Origin of the sequence: Klebsiella sp. KTE92 (assembly GCF_000398905.1) — a bacterium.
GTDB lineage: Bacteria > Pseudomonadota > Gammaproteobacteria > Enterobacterales > Enterobacteriaceae > Klebsiella > Klebsiella variicola.
In genome coordinates this window covers 1193962-1212695 of the sequence record NZ_KB976100.1, presented here as the reverse complement: position 1 = coordinate 1212695, position 18734 = coordinate 1193962, and the positions used below count along the sequence as shown (strand labels likewise).

Genomic DNA, 18734 nt, shown 5'->3' with positions numbered 1-18734 from the left:
TTTACGATAGCCGCGTTAAAATATAAACAAAAAAGATTAACACCCGGCGTACCTGCCCCTGGTGATAAAAAAAACCTATCCCCGACGCGTCATTCTCATCCTAAAGAACGATGGATTTCTGTTTTTTTTCACTTATACCCTTAACAGGATGCAATTAATTTTCGCCGCGGCGTAATCATGTGATGACGCCTGACCCGCTGTTGCCGAAATAATGAGAACGGCGCCCTGTGAGAGAGATCCATTAACCGCCACGGCTATCGTTCTTCCGGACGATAGCCGGGACCTGACGCGCTTTTTAAGGTAATCGAAGACCCCATAACAGGAGAGAGCGAATGGCGAGAGTCGTGGTGATCACCGGCGGTGGAACCGGAATTGGCGCCGCCTGCGCGCGGCTGATGTGCGCCGCGGGCGACCGGGTGTTTATTACCGGACGGCGCGAAGCGCCATTGCAGGCTGTCGCCGATGAGACCGGCGCCACGGCGCTGGTGGGCGATGCCGCCGACGGCGAGGTCTGGGGTCAGCGGCTGCTGCCGGCGATCCTCGACCAGGCTGGCGGTATTGATGTCCTCATCTGCAGCGCCGGCGGGATGGGCAACAGCCCCGCCGCCGAGACCAGCGACAGCCAGTGGCGCGAGGCGCTGGACGGCAATCTCACCAGCGCGTTCGCCAGCGTTCGCGCCTGTCTGCCCTCGCTCATTGCCCGCCGAGGCAATGTCCTGTTTGTCGCCTCCATCGCCTCACTCGCCGCCGGGCCGCAGGCCTGCGGCTACGTCACCGCCAAACACGCCTTAATTGGCCTGATGCGTTCCGTCGCCCGCGATTACGGCCCACAGGGGGTACGCGCCAACGCCATCTGTCCCGGCTGGGTCACGACGCCGATGGCGGATGAAGAGATGCGCCCGCTGATGCAGGCAGAAGGGCTATCGCTGACGGAGGCTTATCAGCGGGTCTGTCGCGATGTTCCGCTGCGCCGCCCCGCCAGCCCCGAGGAGATAGCCGAGGCCTGTCAGTTTCTCTGTTCGCCGCAGGCCGCCATCATCAGCGGCGCCACGCTGGTCGCCGACGGCGGCGCCAGTATCGTCGATGTTCCCACTCTGGCGTTTGCCTAACGCCCTACTCTGTTCAGGAGCCCCTATGACTTCAGAAGCCGTATTTATCCAGGTCGGCGCGCTGGCCGATGGTTTTGCGCCACACGGTAATTTACTCGCCACCACCAGCCTGCCCGCCGGCGAAACCTTTACTTTTTATGTCGCAGGCAGTAAGCCGCAGCAGTTGGTTATCGAAGATGACCAGACGCTCAGCTGGAACGACAAGCGCGCGCCCTGGCGGGCAACCGCCCTGCGCCCGGACATTCTGTTTATCGACTTCCTTGACCCGGAGCGGGATAACGCCAGCATTAGCGCGGTATGCAACCTGACACAGCGCAACGCCACCCTGGTCTACGGCCAGCTGCCGGACGAAGCCGCCGCGCGGCTGGACGCCTTCAGCCGGGTGGAGCAAGGCCTGCCGCTGACCGCGGTAGAGGCACGGTTTGTTTTTGCCCGCCTGGATGAGCAGTCGGGGCCGCTGCCGGACTTTACCGATGCGCTCATTGGCATGCGCAATCAGTACACCTACAGCCCGACCGAGCGCTATGAGCACATCTATCTCAACGACAATTTTTACACCTGGCAGTGTCTGGACGGTGTGGAAAAGGGGCTGGCGGATGTCGATCGCTGCCACTATGTGCAGGTGGCTGAGGATCTCTATCTGTTCGTCTGGCGGGAGAAAATCATTCCCACGCTGGGGGTGATCCTGATCGATCTGCAGCAGATGCGCACCGACGGCAAGATCATGGGCTATCAGGGCAGCGATTTCGGCGCCCTCAGCAATTTCCCGGTCGGCGCCAGCGCGAAGATCCTCAACGTCACCCGCCATCAGGAATAAAGGGGCGCCGCCGGGCACGCTTTCAGGCACCACACCCGTCATTTCGCCGGGTGGCGGCTGCGCCTGACCCGGCCTACGGTCCGAGCAGCCAGTCATTAATTTACCCACTTGTGCGACTGAAACTGCCGGTGCTGACGGCCTCAAAATCGCTGAGACGTTCCCGGAAGGCCGGGGCAGCCCGCATGGATGCGGGCTGAGGGCCGTGTTTTGCACGGACGCTGCCTCGGCCCGACCCGAAGCCTGCAGGGAAAAGTCGAAGGTACCACGCAGTGGCGATTTTGCTGGCCGGAGCCCGGGGGTACAGGGGGCGGCGGCGACTGGCCGCCCCCTGTGCGCTCCCTGTGCCATGAGTGACATAACGCAGAAAAAATATCGGGAGCGCAATCAGCCCGGAAATAGCACAGGAGTGGTAGCCCTGCTAAGCGCAGCGCGAGCAGGGGCATTTCCGGTTGCGCCGTCATTTCGCCGGGTGGCGGCTGGCGCCTTAACCGGCCTACGGTCCGCGTCATGTATAGCCCTTCTCCCTCTCCCCGCCGGGGAGAGGGAGTGACTCAGGCGCTGGCGCTGTCCAGTCGCGCCACTTGCTCCGCGCTCAGGCTCAGCGCCGCCGCGCGGGCAAAACTCTCCACCTGAGCCACGCTGGTGGCGCTGGCGATCGGCGCGGTCACGCCTTCGCGGCCGATCAGCCACGCCAGGGCCACCTCAGCCGGCTTCGCCCCCTGCTCGTCCGCGACCGCCACCAGGGTATCGATAATCCGCATCCCGCGCGGATTCAGGTACTTACCAATCCCCCCTCCGCGCTGGCTCTGGGCCAGATCCGACGGCTGGCGGTACTTACCGGTTAAGAAACCGGAGGCCAGGCTGTAGTAGGTCACCACTCCGATGTCGCGGCTGACGCAGAGATCGCACAGCGCGCCTTCAAACGCGGAGCGGTGGTAGAGGTTATATTCCGGCTGCAGCACCTGCCAGGCAGGCAAGCCGCCTTTACGCGCTACCTCCAGCGCCCCCGCCAGCTGCATCGCATCCAGGTTAGAGGCCCCCATGGCGCGGATTTTTCCGGCCTGCTGCAGGCTGTGGAAAGCCTCCAGCGTTTCCGCCACCGGGGTTTGCGGATCCGGCCAGTGGGAGAAGTAGAGATCAATGTAGTCGGTATTGAGGCGGCGTAAGGAGTCATCTACCGCCTGTTGGATCCAGGCTTTGCTGAGCCCTTTATGGCCGGGTAGGCCTAAATCGGAGCCGACTTTGGTGAAGATTTTGACCTTATCGCGCATGCCGGGGCGCGCCTGCAGCCAACGACCGATGATGGTTTCGGATTCGCCGCCCTGGTTGCCTTCCGCCCAGCGGGAATAAACATCCGCCGTATCGATAGCGTCAAAACCGTGGTCAACAAAAGCATCAAGAAGAGCAAAACTGGTTTTTTCATCGATGGTCCAGCCAAAGACGTTGCCGCCAAAGACTAATGGGGCGATGGAAAATCCGGTTTTACCCAATGGACGTGTCATCATGCCGAGTACTCCTTAGCTTATATTCTGCTTCCCTCAGGTAACCGCAGGGGTCAGGAGAGGAGGTGATTGGATAATCAGAAAAGGAATCTTACGGCGGGCGCTCCACGCCCGCAGGTACACTCAGACATTATGTCCCGGAATAAACATCAAAGCTAAAATATTTGCCGGCTAATTTTTTATAGGTGCCGTCGGCAAGAATCTTCGCAATGGCACCGTTAATTTCCTGACGCAGTGCCTCATCGTCTTTACGCAAGCCGATCGCCGCCCCGGCGCCAAACAGCGTATCGTCCTGCAGATGGCCGCCGACAAAGGCGAATTCCTTACCCTGCGGCTGCTGCAGGAAGCTGTAGTCGGCCATCATCCCGGAGAGCACTGCGCCGTCGATGCGCCCGGACTCCAGGTCACGCACCACGCTATCGGCCCCCTGGTAGGCCACAATGTTAATCCCCTGCGGCCGCCAGTGCTGGTTAACATAAGTCTCCTGCGCCGAGCCCTGCTCCACGCCGATGGTTTTGCCCTTCAGCTGTTCCGGCGTATTGCCCTGCAGGGTATTTTTACGCGCCACGAGGAACACCGGCCCGTTATATAGCTTGTCGCTAAAGGCAATCTGCGCTTTGCGCTTCTCGGTCATGTACATCCCGGAAAGGATCGCGTCGAATTTACGCGCCTTCAGCGCCGGGATAATGCCGTCGAAATTGCTTTCCACCCACACGCATTTCGCCTGCAGCTGCTGGCAAATGGCGTTGCCTAAATCGATATCAAACCCCGCCAGCTTGCCCTGCGGATCTTTCCATTCAAACGGCGCGAAAGTCGGGTCGACGCCGAAGCGGATCTCCTTTCCCCCTTCGGCCAGCGCCGACGTCGACGCCATTAATGCCAGCCATAGCAACAGTGATTTTTTCATTCGCGTTCTTCTCCAGAGATTAGCGACAGTGCTTTTCCACCAGGCGGGCGAACAGCGTCGCGCCGGTGGTGATAATGTCATCGTTAAAGTCGTAGCCGGGGTTGTGCACCATGCAACCGCCCTTCTCCCCTTTCTCACCGTTGCCGAGCAGGAAGTAGCTCCCTGGGCGTTCGCGCAGCATAAAAGCGAAATCCTCGCTGGCGTTCATCGGCGAGACCGACTCCAGTACCCCTTCGCGGCCAAACACTTCCAGCGCCAGCGCCCGGGCGAAATCGGTCTCTTCAGGGCTGTTGGTTAATACCGGGTAGGAGTCGTACACCTCCACTACGCTGCTGGCGCCATAGCTTTTGGCGGTAAAATCAGCGAGCTCGTGAATACGCTTGATCAGCAGATCGCGAATGTCCGGCTTCATCGCCCGCACGCTCAGCTCCATCACCACGCTCTCCGGAATGACGTTGGAGGCGATACCGGCCTGGAAGGTGCCGACGCTGACCACTGCCGTTTCCCCCGGCGGCACGTTGCGCGCCACGATGCTCTGCAGGGCCATCACCAGCGCTGCGCCGGCGACGATCGGGTCGACGGTACGCTCCGGATGGGCGCCGTGGCCGCCGTAGCCGGTAATCGTAATTTTGACGGTGTCCGCCGAGGCCATAAAGTTGCCGGCGTAGAAGCCCAGCTTGCCCACCGGTAGCCCCGGCATGTTGTGCAAGCCAAAGATGCGTTCGCAGGGGAACTGCTCGAACAGCCCGTCTTTAATCATTAAATCGGCGCCGCCGATAGCCTCTTCCGCCGGCTGAAAAATCAGATGCACCGTGCCGTTAAACTGGCAGGCCGGCGAGGCGATGTATTTCGCCGCCGCCAGCAGAATGGTGGTATGGCCGTCATGGCCGCAGGCGTGCATTTTTCCGGGTACCGTACTGGCCCAGGGCAAATCAGTAGTTTCATGGATCGGCAGCGCGTCCATATCGGCGCGCAGGCCAATAGTACGCGGCGAGTCGCCCTTGCTCAGGCTGCCGACGACGCCGGTTTTACCGAGGCCGCGGGTGACCTGATAGCCCCACTCCGCCAGTTTGCCAGCCACCAGCTCACTGGTATTAAACTCTTCCAGACTTAATTCCGGATTGGCATGTAAATAATGACGGATAGAAATCATTTCATCTTCCGTCGCTTTAATTTCGGGGATTACATAATCACTCATGCCGTTCTCCGGGAAATAAATTAAGGACTTAACACGGTAACGTGGTGGAAACTTTATGCAAGCAGCATTTCTAATACCTGGAATGAACTCATCTTATTTAATAATCCGCACATTACAGAGTAATAAATAATCAAAATAGTGAAATTTAAAAATAAACGTTTATTTTATGGAGGATTTACCGTTATTTAACCTACCATTCCCGACCATATTCAGATTTAAATAAAATAAACGTGTATGAAATTACAGACGCTTTCCCTCGCCGCCATCGTCATGCTAGCGGGCTGCAGCGCGCAGGGCGATACCGCCAGCCAGCAGCGGGCCAGCATTCAGAAGATGCGCAGCGAAACCCTCAACAAGCTTTACGCCCTGCAGCCTGAGGCCCGCAGTGATATTCAGCATGCGAAGGGGTATGCGGTGTTTGCCAATAACAGCAGCAAGATCCTGCTGTTCGGGTTTGGCAGCGGTTACGGCGTGGTGCGGAATAAGGCCACCGGGAAGGATACCTATATGAAAATGGCCCAGGGCGGCGCCGGCCTGGGGATGGGGATTAAGCAGCAGCGCACGGTGCTGGTTTTCCATGATAAAGCGGCCCTGGAGACCTTTATTCGCCAGGGATACATGGTTGGCGCCGATGCGAATGCCGCCGCAAAATATGATGACAAAGGCATCGCGCCGATCGCCGCCTCCACCAGCGGCGTGGCGTCAGATACCGCCTCCCTGCCCTCGAAGGTCAACGTCTACGACCTGACCGAAAAAGGGCTGGCCGCCCAGGCAATGATCAATGGTTATAAATACTGGCCGGATGCTGCGCTGAACCCGTAGCTTTCCGCGAGTGCGCCATCGCCGGATCAGGCTTTCCCTGACCCGGCGTCGCGGAGCAGCGCATTTAGTGGTCGAGGGCGCCGCTCACCAGAATCGAGGTGATGATCCCGGTCGCCGCAGCGATCAGCACATAGTTACCGTCGATATAGGACCAGTGATGGCCTTCCGGCGGGGGCGGCAGGCCGCGGTCGCTCCAGTCGCGGACGCGATATTCATCGCCACGGAACGGCGCCGGAGCCGGGTGGCCTTTGCGGAAATCGTTCCCGCGCCAGGCGAAATGGTCCTGCTCATGACGTGCCTGATCGCGTTTGTCATGACCGTCGCGATCCGGGCCACGCTGGTCATGGTCACCCTGATGATGCGCGTCAGGTCCGCCCTGCGGCGCATGCCCATCATGGTCCGGACCGTTCTGCCACACCGTTGGCTGCCCCGGGCGATGGCCGTCGTTCGGGCCATCGGCAAAGGCCGGGACGCTCAGCACACACGATAAAATTACTGCCAGAGAAATCATCTTTTTCATGGTACACCTCCTGATTCAGCTCCTTTGTACCGGGCAAATGTGAAGAAAGAGTGAGTAACTGGTTAACCAGGACGATTCCTGGCATCGGCTGTCGGGAAGAGGTTGTGCTGATGGCGGGGCAATAAAAAAGGCCGCTTTCGCGACCTTGATTCAGACAGGTAAAAGGACTTATTCAGTCACTTTATTTTTTAACTCTTCGGCGCCGGTTTTGGTTTTATCCCAGCCCTTTTCCGCACCGGATTTGGTGGCATTCCAGCCTTTTTCACTGACCTCTTTGGTCTTATCCCACCCCTTCTCGGTGCCTTCTTTGGTCTTGTTCCAGGTTTTCTGCGCGCCTTCGCTCACCTGGCTGCCAACGCTGTCCTGCTTGCCTTCGGCAGCATGTTTCGCCTTCAGCTGCTGCTCTTCGCCCTCATGCTGGGCCTGGTGCAGCTTCTCTTTGGCGGTGTTGGCATTGGCATTCGCCGCCGCGACGGTATCATCTGTTGCATGTGTTGTCGCAGCAAAAACCGGAGCTGCAACCAGAATAGCCGATAACGCAATCATTGCTTTTTTCATAATATCCTCTCTCACGTGTCGTGTTATGAGTCGCATTCAGGATGGCACAACGAACCGGGGATGACATTAGGAATTAGCCTGAAAAACGTCTTCGACCTCCAGCCATGGCAGAAAATGCTGCCGCCGTGCGCGCCCTGTCGGCGTTGGCATAATTTCCAACATGTTTGTTACATTTTATGAAATTTGTCCTTGATATACTTGCCGTTGATGTTTGTTCGAGAATAATTCTCAGAATCATTATATTTATAAATTGGCAAACGGAACTCCTTTTATGGCAAGAAAATCAGTAAGATCGCTGTTACTTACTGCGCTGATCGCGACGCCCCTCTTCAGCTATGCAACCCAATATCCCCTGACGGTCACTGACCTCGACGGCCGGCAGGTCACCCTGGCCAAAGAGCCGCAGCGTATTATTTTGCAGGATGGCCGCGACATTATGACCCTCGCCCTGCTGGACCGGGACAATCCGTTTAAACGGCTGGTGGCATGGAATAATCTGGCGAAAAAGCAGGATGTTGCCACCTGGCAGATGCTGAAAACGACGTGGCCGCAGTCGGCCACGATCCTTGACATGGGCTTCAGCGACAAAGGGAACGTCGATCTTGAAAGCGTCATCGCCCGTCAGCCGGATCTGATGATCGCCCAGCTGCGCGCCAGGCCAGCGCTGATGGAGAGCGGCGTCATCGACAAGCTCAGCGCCCTGCACGTTCCGGTGCTGTTTGTCGACTATGAGATAGACCCGGCGAAAGATACCGCCCCCAGCATCGACCTGCTGGGCAAAGTCCTTAACCGCGAGAGCCAGGCCAAAGCCTTTACCGATTACTATCGTCAGCAGCTGCAGACGATTCGCCAGAAAACCGCGGCCATCACGCCGAAGGCCAACGTCTTCGTGGAAGCGCTGGCCGGCAACAGCGACGCCTGCTGCTTTACCCACGGCCACAGCGGCTGGGGCGGGCTGGTGGAGGCGGTCGGGGCGAACAATATCGGTTCGCAGCTGCTGCCGGGCGCCTCCGGGTTCGTCTCGCTGGAGAAAATCATCAGCATGAAGCCCGACGCCTGGATCATGACCGGCTCGAAGCGCGGCAACAGCCAGGTGCTGCCCCTGGGTTATGAGGTTAAGCCGGAGGCGGTGAAGGCCCAGGCGCAGATCCTGCTGGCGCGACCTGGGGTCAGCCAGATCCCGGCGGTACAGGCAAAGCGGACCTATGGCGTCTATCACCACTTCTATAACCACCCGTGGAATATTGTCGGCATGGAATACCTGGCGAAAGATATCTACCCGCAGGCCTTCGGCGATCTCAACCCGGATGAGACTTACCATTATATCGTGCGCCATTTCACCGACCTGCCGGACCAGCCGTTCGTCTTCTCCTGGCAGCAGAGCGAGTAATCCGGCATGCGTTTAACCTCCGACTCCGTGCTCGACGGGCTGCCCGCCGGGACCTCTGGCGTGATAGATGACTATCGCCGTATCGTGCGTCGCCGTCTGCTGCTGATGCTCCTGCTGGCGCTGTTGATTGTCGCGTCGCTGCTGCTCGATTTTATGCTCGGCCCCTCCGGTCTGCCGCTGCAGAGCCTGTGGCAGACGTTAACCGATCCGGCCAGCGCCGATCCGGGCACGCGCGCCATCGTCTGGGATATCCGTCTGCCCTATGCGGTGATGGCGATTATCGTCGGCCTGGCGCTGGGACTGGCCGGCGCCGAAATGCAGACCATCCTCAATAACCCTCTGGCCAGTCCGTTTACCCTTGGCGTCTCCTCGGCTGCGGCGTTTGGCGCCGCGCTGGCGATTGTGCTGGGTATTGGCCTGCCCGGTATTCCCGGCCAGTGGTTTATCTCGGCCAACGCCTTTATCTTCGCCCTGCTGGCGGCCCTGCTGCTGGACGGCATCACCCGCTGGACCCAGGTGGCCACCTCCGGGGTCATCCTGTTCGGCATTGCGCTGGTCTTTACCTTTAACGCCCTGGTCTCGATGCTGCAGTTCATCGCCAACGAAGACACGCTGCAGGGGCTGGTGTTCTGGACCATGGGCAGCATCGACCGCGCCTCCTGGAGCAAAGTCGCCATCCTGCTGGTCGCCCTGGCGCTGGTGATGCCCCTGTCGCTGCGCAGCGCGTGGAAGCTGACCGCCCTGCGGCTGGGCGAGGACCGGGCCATCAGTTTTGGTATTAACGTTCGCCGCCTGCGCCTGACCACGCTGCTGCGGATCAGCATTCTGTCGGCGCTTTCGGTGGCCTTTGTCGGGCCAATCGGCTTTATCGGCCTGGTGGCGCCGCATATTGCGCGGATGCTCTTCGGCGAAGACCATCGCTTTTATCTGCCCGCCAGCGCGCTGATCGGCGCTCTGGTGCTCTCCCTGGCCTCCATCGCCTCGAAGAACCTGATCCCGGGGGCCATTATTCCGGTGGGGATCGTCACTTCCCTGGTCGGGGTCCCGTTCTTTTTGAGCATTATTTTACGTCATCGGGGGCAGGCATGAGCGACCAGACGTTATCCGGGCTGTCGCTGTCTTACTTCAGCGCCGGCTACCCCAGACGCAAGGTGATCGAGAACCTGACGGTTCCCCATCTGCCGCGAGGGAAAATCACCGCGCTGCTGGGGCCAAACGGCAGCGGTAAATCAACGTTAATGCGGGCGATGGCGGGTCTGGGACCCTGCCGCGGCGAGCTGCTGCTGGAGGGGGAAAATCTGCTGACGCAGCCGTTCTCACGTCGCGCAGAGCAGGTGGTCTATCTTCCGCAGACGCTGCCCGCCGGCGTGCATCTGCATGTGCTGGAGTCGATTATCGTTGCCCAGCGCGCCGCCGGAGGACGCCACAGTCCGCAGCACCAGGAGGAGGTGATGGCGCTGCTGCGGCAACTGGGGATTGCCCATCTGGCGATGAGCTACCTCGATCAGCTCTCCGGCGGGCAAAAGCAGCTGGTGGGTCTCGCTCAGTCGCTGATCCGCCAGCCGCGCCTGCTGCTGCTCGACGAACCGCTCAGCGCCCTTGACCTCAACTACCAGTTTCACGTGATGGATCTGGTACGCCGGGAGACCCGACGGCGCAACATCGTAACCCTGGTGGTGGTGCACGATATCAATATTGCCCTGCGTCATGCCGACCACGTGCTGATGCTCAAGGCGGGCCAGTTGCTCGGCGACGGCACCCCGGCCGCGGTCATCACCCCCGAGACCCTGGCGGCCGTCTATGGGGTGCGCGGGCGTATTGAACCCTGTTCGCAGGGGGTGCGGCAGGTCATTATTGACGGCCTGGTGGACAGCGAGGCCTGACTGCGGCGCGGGGCGGCACGTCCGCCCTGCGCCCGCCGGCTTAGTGATCGAGATAGAGGTAGTTTTCCCAGCTTTTCATGCGGATCAGGATCTTCCTGATCAGCGACAGCTCTTTCAGGTGATCCGAGTAGACCGCCGCCTCAAGGGTGGCCCCCTGCGGCAGAGCGTATTCGGCAAATCGCGGATCGGTCACCTTCAGCACCACCAGCGCCCGGCCATGGGTATTGAGCGCGTCTGTGGTCAGCAATTTGCCCTGCCCCTGAAACTGACTCTCGCCAATCGCCGGCAGCACGTCGGCCACTTCTCCGCGAAAGACGGTGCCCGGGATGGCCGGAAACATCAGCTCCGCGGGCTCGCCTTTGTGCAGACGCTGCAGGGCGTTCTGGCGAAATGCCGCGACGTACTCCCGCGAGGCGGCGCCCTCCACCGGCACAAAGGTCATCAGCGGGATCATCCCCAGGGCAGTGGACATGGTGCCCGGCCGTAAGCCGACGGTACTGACATAGCCATCCTCCGGGGCACGGACGACGGTGTTCTCCAGCTGAAACTGCGCCTTTTGCAGCTGCGCCAGCAGGGAGGCCACGGTGGTATTTTTGCCCTTCACCACCGAGTCCAGCGCGTTGCGCGCCTGCACCACCTTTGCCTGAGCCGCGCTGACGCTGGCTTCATCGGCCTTCCACGTCTGCAGACGGGTATCAACCATTTGATCGGAGAAGGCACCCTGGGCATGACCCTCCCGATAGCGGGCATATTCCCGCCGCGACTGGTCGCGCTGGGCCACCGCTCTGCTCAGCTCGGCCTGCGCCTGGCTTAACGCCGCGTTTAAGGAGAGCGCATCCTGACTGGCCGCTTTTATCTGCGCCTGCAGATCGTCTACTTTTGCCTGGAACGGCGTCGGGTCGAGGGTAAACAGCACATCGCCCTTATGCAGCATCTGGTTAGGCTTCACCGGTACGCTCTGCACCCGGCCGCGCACCTGCGACACAATCGGCACGGTACGAAATACCTGGTTACCAACGTCGGTATACGGGAAGTTGTAGTTCATCCCGAAGATCACCGCGCCAATCAGGGCGATACCGCCGAGCACCGCCGTCGGTACGGTCCACTTATTGAGCGGGATGCGGAATACTTTAAACACCACGATGCACAGCGCGGCGTAGGTCAGTAACATTAACGTTTCCATTAGTTTGCCTCCTCCGCTTTCAGCGCAGCCACCTCGCGCTGGACCTGTTCCAGTTGCTGGACCACCGTTTCCAGACGCTGATGCAGCGCCTGCTGATCGTCGGCAATGTGGCGCATTCCCCACCCGCGATCTTCGCGCCACAGCGTTGCCCAGATCCATAACAAAGGCCACAGGGCGTGCAAGGTAAATAAGCTAACCCAGCCGGCATAATGAATCGCATCCTGATGAGGATGGCGCCGCTCTTTGGCAATTTCATAAGGAATATCGTGAATAACAATCACGCCATAAAACAGTATTAAGGCCACGGCGATCAGAATGGCCAGCGCAACATAATCCAGGGTCATAAAATAACTCCAGAGTGAAAGGTTAACTTAATAAAACAGCCAGATTCAGACGTAACGGGGCCGGGGAAAAAGCGCGCTTAGCGCTTTCCCTGGCGGTGATAGCAACGTGATGGCGTGAATCTGCCGAATCGGGTTCAGAATTTCTCAGGAATATGACGGTCGATGGAGATCAGCTTGCCTTTTTTCACCGTGATATATCCCCCCTCGCGCAGCGCGGCCAGCACCTGGTACACATAGCTGCGCGAGAGATTGGTTCGTTTAATAATAAATGCCGACAGGCTCTCATGCTGACCACCATCGATTTCGCTGCGATATAGATAGCGCGACAGCATCGATTTAATGGTCTGAAAACTGGTCTGGCTGCCACGTTCATAGTGGGCATCAAGGGCAAATATGCCCATATAGGCCAGGATCGTGGTCAGCTCTTGCATATAGCCCGGCGACGAATGAAAGAATATTCGCTCAAAATCGCTGGCGGTTATTTTCGCCAGCTGGCACTCGCCCAGACACCGATAATAGAGCGCGACCGACGGACAATAATGTTCCAGTAATCCTAACGGCATATGCGCGATAACAATCCCGACCAGGTTCTGCTCATCGCCAAAGGCCAACGTCATTTGCCCCTGCAGCAGAAAGTAGAGATAGCCCGGCTGCGGAATAAAGCCCTGGTCTTTGCCCAAACTCAGCGTTTCACTGCAGGCGATCACCGCCGGCAGATGCGTGGTCAGCGTCAGATTCTGGTACCGATCGTAAATATCGCCAAAACTGGGGTTCATCGCGCTGCGCACTCCTTTACCTTTGGCCACCGCGGCGGGGCTAACCGCGACCTGTTGAACTATACCTAAGCGGGTGGGGAAGGAAAAGTCCAGATCTGGAGTGGCGAAATATTCCGCCTGGCTCACATTTTTTACCCTCGCCTCCCTGTTTCGTGACCCGATCGTTCCGCTTACCGGTGGGCTATGCTTTAATTAGCTAAACCGGTTTAACATAGTTTAGCTAAGAGGAATTTGTCGAATGAATGGAAAAATCTGGGTACTCGGCGATGCGGTCGTTGATCTCCTGCCCGATGGCGAGGGCCGCCTGCTGCAATGCCCCGGCGGCGCACCGGCCAACGTCGCGGTCGGCGTGGCGCGGCTCGGCGGCGACAGCGGGTTTATTGGCCGCGTCGGCGACGATCCCTTCGGCCGCTTTATGCGTCACACCCTGGCGCAGGAGCAGGTCGATGTGAATTATATGCGCCTCGACGCCGCGCAGCGCACCTCCACGGTGGTGGTCGATCTCGATCAGCACGGGGAGCGCACCTTTACCTTTATGGTCCGTCCGAGCGCCGACCTGTTCCTTCAGCCCGAGGATCTCCCGCCGTTTGCCGCCGGCCAGTGGCTGCACGTCTGCTCCATCGCTCTCAGCGCCGAGCCGAGCCGCAGCACGGCATTCGCGGCAATGGAGGCGATAAAACGCGCCGGGGGCTATGTCAGCTTCGACCCCAATATCCGCAGCGACCTGTGGCAGGATCCGCAGGACCTGCGTGACTGTCTCGACCGGGCGCTGGCCCTCGCCGACGCCATAAAACTCTCGGAAGAGGAGCTGGCCTTTGTCAGCGGCAGCGACGACATCGTCAGCGGCATCGCCCGGCTGAACGCCCGCTTCCAGCCGACGCTGCTGCTGGTGACCCAGGGCAAAGCGGGGGTCCAGGCCGCCCTGCGCGGGCAGGTTAGCCACTTCCCCGCTCGCCCGGTGGTGGCCGTTGATACCACCGGCGCCGGCGATGCCTTTGTCGCCGGGCTGCTCGCCGGCCTCGCCGCTCACGGTATCCCTGACAACCTCGCCGCGCTGGCTCCCGACCTTACGCTGGCGCAAACCTGCGGCGCGCTGGCCACCACCGCCAAAGGCGCCATGACCGCCCTGCCCTACAGGGACGATCTTCAGCGCTCGCTGTGATCCCGTTGGGCCGGCTAACGGCCCACTTTGCTGGCGACATCACAATTCTTAAACCGGTTTAGCAATTTTTATTTTCACCGCGTTACTGACATGTTTACCATATTAACTAAACCGGTTTAGCAAAAGTTAGCACACTCACTGATTTTCACCTTTGGATGTCAACAGCATGTATAAAAAACGGAAGTTAGCCATTCTTATTGCTTTGCTAACCGGCACCGCCGCCGCCCATGGGCAGACAGACCTGAACAGCATTGAAGCGCGTCTCGCCGCCCTGGAAAAACGCCTGCAGGACGCCGAAACCCGCGCCAGCACTGCCGAAAGCCGTGCCGCCTCGGCGGAGCAGAAAGTTCAGCAGTTAACCCAGCAGCAGCAGCAAACCCAGGTCACCACCCAGCAGGTGGCCAAGCGCACCACTCAGCTGGAAGAAAAAGCCGAACGGCCTGGCGGCTTTGAGTTCCACGGCTATGCCCGTTCCGGCGTGATCATGAACGACTCGGCCGCCAGCACCAAATCCGGCGCTTATATGACCCCCGCCGGGGAGACCGGTGGCGCCATTGGTCGTCTGGGCAACCAGGCCGACACCTATGTGGAAATGAACCTCGAACATAAACAGACGCTGGACAACGGGGCGACCACCCGTTTCAAAGTGATGGTGGCCGACGGGCAAACCACCTATAACGACTGGACGGCAAGCAGCAGCGACCTGAACGTGCGCCAGGCGTTTGTCGAGCTGGGCAACCTGCCCACCTTCGAAGGCCCGTTCAAAGGCGCAACCCTGTGGGCCGGGAAACGCTTTGACCGTGACAACTTCGACATCCACTGGATTGACTCGGATGTGGTGTTCCTCGCCGGGACCGGCGGCGGGATCTACGACGTGAAATGGAACGACAGCCTGCGCAGCAACTTCTCGTTATACGGCCGCAACTTTGGCGATATCGCTGACAGCAGTAACAGCGTGCAGAACTATATCGTCAGCATGAATAACTTTGCCGGCCCGGTGCAGATGATGGTCAGCGGGATGCGGGCGAAAGATAATGACGAACGCCAGGACACGAACGGCAATCTGGTGAAAGGCGATGCCGCTAACACCGGGGTCCATGCTCTGCTGGGCCTGCACAATGAGAGCTTCTATGGCCTGCGCGACGGGACCAGCAAAACGGCCCTGCTGTACGGCCACGGGCTGGGCGCCGAGGTTAAAGGCATCGGCTCCGACGGTGCGCTGCGCCCGGGGGCCAATACCTGGCGCTTCGCCAGCTACGGCACGACGCCGCTGAGCGATCGCTGGTTTATTGCCCCGGCCGTGCTGGCGCAGAGCAGTAAAGATCGTTATGTCGATGGCGACAGCTATCAGTGGGCCACTCTCAACCTGCGTCTGATTCAGGAAGTGACGCAGAATTTCGCCCTAGCCTGGGAGGGCAGCTATCAGTACATGGATCTGCAGCCTGAAGGCTACAACGATCGCCACGCGGTGAACGGCAGCTTCTACAAGCTGACCTTCGCCCCAACCTTCAAGGTGGGCAGCATCGGCGACTTCTTCTCGCGTCCGGAGATCCGCTTCTATACATCGTGGATGGACTGGAGCAAAAAACTGGATAACTACGCCAACGATGATGCATTAGGCAGCAACGGGTTCAAATCGGGCGGCGAATGGTCGTTCGGTATGCAAATGGAGACCTGGTTCTGACGGTAACCCGGACGACAGGGTAAGTAACACATAAATATAAGGTTCGCGGTGCCTGCCACGGCCGGCACCGCCCACGCCATATCATCATGCATTCAGAGGGTACTATGGATTTTGATCAGATTTCCCGCTCACTGCTTCCCCTGTTGGGCGGCAAGGAAAATATCGCCAGCGCCGCGCACTGCGCCACCCGCCTGCGGCTGGTGCTGGTCGACGACGCGCTCGCCGACCAACAGGCCATTGGCAAAATCGACGGGGTGAAAGGCTGCTTTCGCAATGCCGGACAGATGCAGATCATCTTCGGCACCGGGGTGGTCAATAAAGTCTATGCCGCCTTTATCCAGGCCGCAGGCATCAGCGAATCAAGCAAATCCGAAGCCGCCGACCTGGCCGCGAAAAAGCTGAACCCGTTCCAGCGCATCGCCCGCCTGCTGTCCAACATTTTCGTACCGATCATTCCCGCCATCGTCGCCTCCGGCCTGCTGATGGGCCTGCTGGGGATGGTGAAAACCTACGGCTGGGTCGACCCGAGCAATGCTATCTATATCATGCTGGATATGTGCAGCTCGGCAGCGTTTATCATTCTGCCGATCCTGATCGGCTTTACCGCCGCCCGCGAATTTGGCGGTAACCCTTATCTGGGCGCGACCCTTGGCGGGATCCTCACCCACCCGGCGCTGACCAACGCCTGGGGCGTCGCCGCCGGCTTCCACACCATGAATTTCTTCGGCATCGAAGTGGCGATGATCGGCTACCAGGGTACCGTCTTCCCGGTGCTGCTGGCGGTGTGGTTTATGAGCATGGTCGAGAAACGGCTGCGCCGCGTTATCCCTGACGCGCTGGACCTGATCCTCACCCCGTTCCTGACGGTGATTATCTCCGGCTTTATCGCCCTGCTGCTGATCGGCCCGGCCGGTCGCGCGCTCGGCGACGGTATTTCGTTTATCCTCAGCACGCTTATCAGCCACGCCGGCTGGCTGGCGGGCCTGCTGTTCGGCGGCCTCTACTCGGTGATCGTCATTACCGGTATCCATCACAGCTTCCATGCCATCGAGGCGGGTCTGCTGGGCAACCCATCGATTGGCGTCAACTTCCTGTTGCCGATCTGGGCGATGGCCAACGTCGCTCAGGGCGGCGCCTGCTTTGCGGTGTGGTTTAAAACCAAAGATGCCAAAATCAAAGCCATCACCCTGCCGTCGGCGTTTTCGGCGATGCTGGGGATCACGGAAGCGGCAATCTTCGGGATTAACCTGCGCTTTGTGAAGCCGTTCATCGCCGCGCTGGTCGGTGGTGCCGCCGGCGGCGCCTGGGTGGTGTCAATGCACGTCTATATGACCGCGGTGGGCCTGACGGCGATCCCGGGGATGGCCATCGTGCAGGCCAGCTCGCTGCTGAACTACATTATCGGAATGGCGATCGCCTTCGCCGTGGCCTTCATGCTCTCTCTGACGCTGAAATACAAAACGGACGCTGAATAATGTCATTACCGTCACGCCTGCCTGCGATCCTGCAGGCCGTTATGCAGGGCCAGCCGCAGGCGCTGGCCGACAGCCATTATCCGCAATGGCATCTGGCGCCGGTCAGCGGACTGCTGAACGATCCCAACGGCTTTTGCCAGGTCGCCGGGCGTTACCACCTGTTTTATCAGTGGAACCCGCTCGCCTGTGACCATACCTATAAGTGCTGGGGACACTGGAGTTCAGCCGATCTGCTGCACTGGCGGCATGAACCTATCGCCCTGATGCCGGACGAAGAGTATGACCGCAACGGCTGCTACTCCGGCAGCGCGGTCGAGTTCGAGGGCGCCCTGACCCTGTGCTACACCGGCAACGTGAAATTCCCCGACGGCGGGCGTACCGCCTGGCAGTGCCTGGCGACAGAGAATGCCGATGGCACCTTCCGCAAGCTGGGGCCGGTGCTGCCGCTCCCTGACGGTTACACCGGCCATGTACGCGACCCCAAGGTGTGGCAGCAGGACGGGTGCTGGTACATGGTCCTCGGCGCGCAGGATTTGCAACAGCACGGTAAAGTGCTGCTGTTCACCGCCAGCGATCTGCGGGAGTGGCGCCTGGTGGGCGAGATCGCCGGACATGGCGTTAACGGTCTGGCGAACGGCGGCTATATGTGGGAGTGCCCGGATCTCTTTCCGCTGGCGGATACCCACCTGCTGATCTGCTGCCCGCAGGGGCTGGCCCGTGAAGCGCAGCGCTTTCTCAATACCTATCCGGCGGTGTGGATGGCAGGCCGCTTCGACGCCGAACGCGGCACCTTCGACCACGGCCCGCTGCACGAGCTGGACAGCGGGTTTGAGTTCTACGCGCCGCAGACCATGCTGGCCGAGGATGGCCGCCGTCTGCTGGTCGGCTGGATGGGCGTCCCGGACGGGGAAGAGATGCATCAACCCACCCGCGCACAGGGATGGATCCACCAGATGACCTGCGTGCGCGAGCTGGAGTGGCAGGCGGGCACCCTGTATCAGCGCCCGCTGCGCGAGCTGGCCGCTCTGCGCGAGGAAGCCCAGGGCTGGCGCGGGCAGACCCTGCCCCTCGCCCCGATGGAGCTGGCCTTTGACATCGCCCCCAACAGCACGCTGGGGCTGGACTTTGCCGGCGCCCTGCAGCTTACCGTCAACCGTGACGGCCTGCGTCTGTCGCGCCGCGGGCTGCAGACCGCCGAGATGCATCACCGCTACTGGCGCGGCGAAGCGCGGCGCCTGCGGATCTTTATCGACCGCTCCAGCGTGGAAATTTTCATCAACGATGGCGAAGGGGTGATGAGCAGCCGCTTCTTCCCGGGCTATCCGGGGCAGTTAATCTTCAGCGGTGCGACGCCGGTGGCATTCTGCCGCTGGCTGCTGCGGCCATGCATGGTAGTATAAGCGT

The 18734-nt window shown here is 60.0% G+C and carries 18 protein-coding genes; 10 read left to right on the top strand and 8 right to left on the bottom strand.

Annotated features, from left to right (window positions below; all coding sequences use genetic code 11):
* The first annotated feature begins 332 nt into the window (after window positions 1-332).
* Together A1WC_RS19380 and A1WC_RS19385 are read left to right on the top strand one after the other, a co-directional pair.
* Window positions 333-1109 (top strand): SDR family NAD(P)-dependent oxidoreductase, encoded by a 777-nt coding sequence (locus A1WC_RS19380; protein ID WP_016160425.1) that lies wholly within the window; start codon window positions 333-335, stop codon window positions 1107-1109.
* Between the two features lie 25 nt (window positions 1110-1134).
* Complete coding sequence (locus A1WC_RS19385) at window positions 1135-1926, top strand: MoaF C-terminal domain-containing protein (RefSeq protein WP_008805511.1); 792 nt, start codon at window positions 1135-1137, stop codon at window positions 1924-1926.
* A gap of 551 nt (window positions 1927-2477) precedes the next feature.
* Here A1WC_RS19385 and A1WC_RS19390 read toward each other — a convergent pair.
* The 3 genes from A1WC_RS19390 to A1WC_RS19400 all read right to left on the bottom strand — a co-directional run bounded on the left by A1WC_RS19390 (window position 2478) and on the right by A1WC_RS19400 (window position 5533).
* Window positions 2478-3431, bottom strand: a complete 954-nt coding sequence (locus tag A1WC_RS19390) for an aldo/keto reductase (protein ID WP_008805510.1) — start codon at window positions 3429-3431, stop codon at window positions 2478-2480.
* A gap of 127 nt (window positions 3432-3558) precedes the next feature.
* Window positions 3559-4335, bottom strand: coding sequence for an ABC transporter substrate-binding protein (locus A1WC_RS19395; RefSeq protein WP_002892707.1), 777 nt, complete (start codon window positions 4333-4335; stop codon window positions 3559-3561).
* 19 nt (window positions 4336-4354) lie between these two features.
* Window positions 4355-5533 (bottom strand): M20 aminoacylase family protein, encoded by a 1179-nt coding sequence (locus A1WC_RS19400; protein ID WP_012542544.1) that lies wholly within the window; start codon window positions 5531-5533, stop codon window positions 4355-4357.
* A 234-nt stretch (window positions 5534-5767) separates the two neighbouring features.
* Here A1WC_RS19400 and A1WC_RS28415 point away from each other — a divergent pair, with 234 nt between their 5' ends.
* Entirely contained in the window at window positions 5768-6355 is a 588-nt protein-coding gene (locus A1WC_RS28415) for a YSC84-related protein (RefSeq protein ID WP_008805508.1), read from the top strand.
* Between the two features lie 64 nt (window positions 6356-6419).
* On the opposite strand, the gene A1WC_RS19410 is transcribed toward A1WC_RS28415, so the two are convergent.
* Both A1WC_RS19410 and A1WC_RS19415 read right to left on the bottom strand, forming a co-directional pair.
* Complete coding sequence (locus A1WC_RS19410; RefSeq protein ID WP_016160424.1) at window positions 6420-6875, bottom strand: RcnB family protein; 456 nt, start codon at window positions 6873-6875, stop codon at window positions 6420-6422.
* A 168-nt stretch (window positions 6876-7043) separates the two neighbouring features.
* On the bottom strand, window positions 7044-7433 hold the full coding sequence (locus tag A1WC_RS19415) for a hypothetical protein (protein ID WP_002892699.1): 390 nt from the start codon (window positions 7431-7433) through the stop codon (window positions 7044-7046).
* 271 nt (window positions 7434-7704) lie between these two features.
* On the opposite strand from A1WC_RS19415, the gene A1WC_RS19420 reads away from it, so the two are divergent.
* Genes A1WC_RS19420 through A1WC_RS19430 form a run of 3 tightly spaced genes read left to right on the top strand, consistent with a single transcriptional unit; the run spans window position 7705 to window position 10706 of the window.
* Window positions 7705-8823 carry an ABC transporter substrate-binding protein gene (locus A1WC_RS19420; RefSeq protein WP_012968773.1) on the top strand — a complete coding sequence of 373 codons (1119 nt, stop codon included), beginning with the start codon at window positions 7705-7707 and terminating at the stop codon, window positions 8821-8823.
* Between the two features lie 60 nt (window positions 8824-8883).
* Window positions 8884-9912, top strand: a complete 1029-nt coding sequence (locus A1WC_RS19425) for a FecCD family ABC transporter permease (protein ID WP_162494475.1) — start codon at window positions 8884-8886, stop codon at window positions 9910-9912.
* The gene (locus A1WC_RS19430; RefSeq protein WP_008805503.1) at window positions 9909-10706 is read left to right on the top strand and encodes an ABC transporter ATP-binding protein; all 798 of its coding nucleotides are present in this window, start codon (window positions 9909-9911) and stop codon (window positions 10704-10706) included. Before A1WC_RS19425 ends, A1WC_RS19430 begins: the two co-directional genes overlap by 4 nt.
* Window positions 10707-10746: 40 nt before the next feature.
* On the opposite strand, the gene A1WC_RS19435 is transcribed toward A1WC_RS19430, so the two are convergent.
* The 3 genes from A1WC_RS19435 to A1WC_RS19445 all read right to left on the bottom strand — a co-directional run bounded on the left by A1WC_RS19435 (window position 10747) and on the right by A1WC_RS19445 (window position 13009).
* Window positions 10747-11889 carry an HlyD family secretion protein gene (locus A1WC_RS19435; RefSeq protein WP_012542548.1) on the bottom strand — a complete coding sequence of 381 codons (1143 nt, stop codon included), beginning with the start codon at window positions 11887-11889 and terminating at the stop codon, window positions 10747-10749.
* Window positions 11889-12233 (bottom strand): DUF3302 domain-containing protein, encoded by a 345-nt coding sequence (locus tag A1WC_RS19440; protein WP_008805501.1) that lies wholly within the window; start codon window positions 12231-12233, stop codon window positions 11889-11891. The genes A1WC_RS19435 and A1WC_RS19440 overlap by 1 nt, the downstream gene beginning before the upstream one ends.
* 134 nt (window positions 12234-12367) lie before the next feature.
* Window positions 12368-13009, bottom strand: a complete 642-nt coding sequence (locus tag A1WC_RS19445) for a helix-turn-helix domain-containing protein (protein WP_072121882.1) — start codon at window positions 13007-13009, stop codon at window positions 12368-12370.
* Window positions 13010-13247: 238 nt separating this feature from the next.
* Between A1WC_RS19445 and A1WC_RS19450 the strand changes: the two genes are divergently transcribed.
* The 4 genes from A1WC_RS19450 (at window position 13248) to A1WC_RS19465 (ending at window position 18730) form a co-directional block, all read left to right on the top strand.
* The gene (locus A1WC_RS19450) at window positions 13248-14171 is read left to right on the top strand and encodes an aminoimidazole riboside kinase (protein WP_008805499.1); all 924 of its coding nucleotides are present in this window, start codon (window positions 13248-13250) and stop codon (window positions 14169-14171) included.
* Window positions 14172-14337: 166 nt separating this feature from the next.
* A complete protein-coding gene (locus A1WC_RS19455) occupies window positions 14338-15855 on the top strand; it encodes a carbohydrate porin (RefSeq protein ID WP_012968775.1) in 1518 nt (505 codons plus the stop codon).
* Window positions 15856-15959: 104 nt separating this feature from the next.
* On the top strand, window positions 15960-17330 hold the full coding sequence (locus A1WC_RS19460) for a sucrose-specific PTS transporter subunit IIBC (protein WP_008805497.1): 1371 nt from the start codon (window positions 15960-15962) through the stop codon (window positions 17328-17330).
* On the top strand, window positions 17330-18730 hold the full coding sequence (locus A1WC_RS19465) for a sucrose-6-phosphate hydrolase (protein WP_012968776.1): 1401 nt from the start codon (window positions 17330-17332) through the stop codon (window positions 18728-18730). The genes A1WC_RS19460 and A1WC_RS19465 overlap by 1 nt, the downstream gene beginning before the upstream one ends.
* Window positions 18731-18734 lie beyond the last annotated feature (4 nt).

What these genes read in the sequence shown, in the direction of transcription:
- A1WC_RS19430 (WP_008805503.1), top strand. Translation starts at nt 9,909, where the DNA reads ATGAGCGACCAGACGTTATCCGGGCTGTCGCTGTCTTACTTCAGCGCC.
- A1WC_RS19420 (WP_012968773.1), top strand. Translation starts at nt 7,705, where the DNA reads ATGGCAAGAAAATCAGTAAGATCGCTGTTACTTACTGCGCTGATCGCG.
- A1WC_RS19460 (WP_008805497.1), top strand. Translation starts at nt 15,960, where the DNA reads ATGGATTTTGATCAGATTTCCCGCTCACTGCTTCCCCTGTTGGGCGGC.
- A1WC_RS19445 (WP_072121882.1), bottom strand. Translation starts at nt 13,009, where the DNA reads ATGAACCCCAGTTTTGGCGATATTTACGATCGGTACCAGAATCTGACG.
- A1WC_RS19415 (WP_002892699.1), bottom strand. Translation starts at nt 7,433, where the DNA reads ATGAAAAAAGCAATGATTGCGTTATCGGCTATTCTGGTTGCAGCTCCG.
- A1WC_RS19410 (WP_016160424.1), bottom strand. Translation starts at nt 6,875, where the DNA reads ATGAAAAAGATGATTTCTCTGGCAGTAATTTTATCGTGTGTGCTGAGC.
- A1WC_RS19380 (WP_016160425.1), top strand. Translation starts at nt 333, where the DNA reads ATGGCGAGAGTCGTGGTGATCACCGGCGGTGGAACCGGAATTGGCGCC.
- A1WC_RS28415 (WP_008805508.1), top strand. Translation starts at nt 5,768, where the DNA reads ATGAAATTACAGACGCTTTCCCTCGCCGCCATCGTCATGCTAGCGGGC.
- A1WC_RS19450 (WP_008805499.1), top strand. Translation starts at nt 13,248, where the DNA reads ATGAATGGAAAAATCTGGGTACTCGGCGATGCGGTCGTTGATCTCCTG.
- A1WC_RS19400 (WP_012542544.1), bottom strand. Translation starts at nt 5,533, where the DNA reads ATGAGTGATTATGTAATCCCCGAAATTAAAGCGACGGAAGATGAAATG.
- A1WC_RS19435 (WP_012542548.1), bottom strand. Translation starts at nt 11,889, where the DNA reads ATGGAAACGTTAATGTTACTGACCTACGCCGCGCTGTGCATCGTGGTG.
- A1WC_RS19385 (WP_008805511.1), top strand. Translation starts at nt 1,135, where the DNA reads ATGACTTCAGAAGCCGTATTTATCCAGGTCGGCGCGCTGGCCGATGGT.
- A1WC_RS19455 (WP_012968775.1), top strand. Translation starts at nt 14,338, where the DNA reads ATGTATAAAAAACGGAAGTTAGCCATTCTTATTGCTTTGCTAACCGGC.
- A1WC_RS19395 (WP_002892707.1), bottom strand. Translation starts at nt 4,335, where the DNA reads ATGAAAAAATCACTGTTGCTATGGCTGGCATTAATGGCGTCGACGTCG.
- A1WC_RS19465 (WP_012968776.1), top strand. Translation starts at nt 17,330, where the DNA reads ATGTCATTACCGTCACGCCTGCCTGCGATCCTGCAGGCCGTTATGCAG.
- A1WC_RS19440 (WP_008805501.1), bottom strand. Translation starts at nt 12,233, where the DNA reads ATGACCCTGGATTATGTTGCGCTGGCCATTCTGATCGCCGTGGCCTTA.
- A1WC_RS19390 (WP_008805510.1), bottom strand. Translation starts at nt 3,431, where the DNA reads ATGATGACACGTCCATTGGGTAAAACCGGATTTTCCATCGCCCCATTA.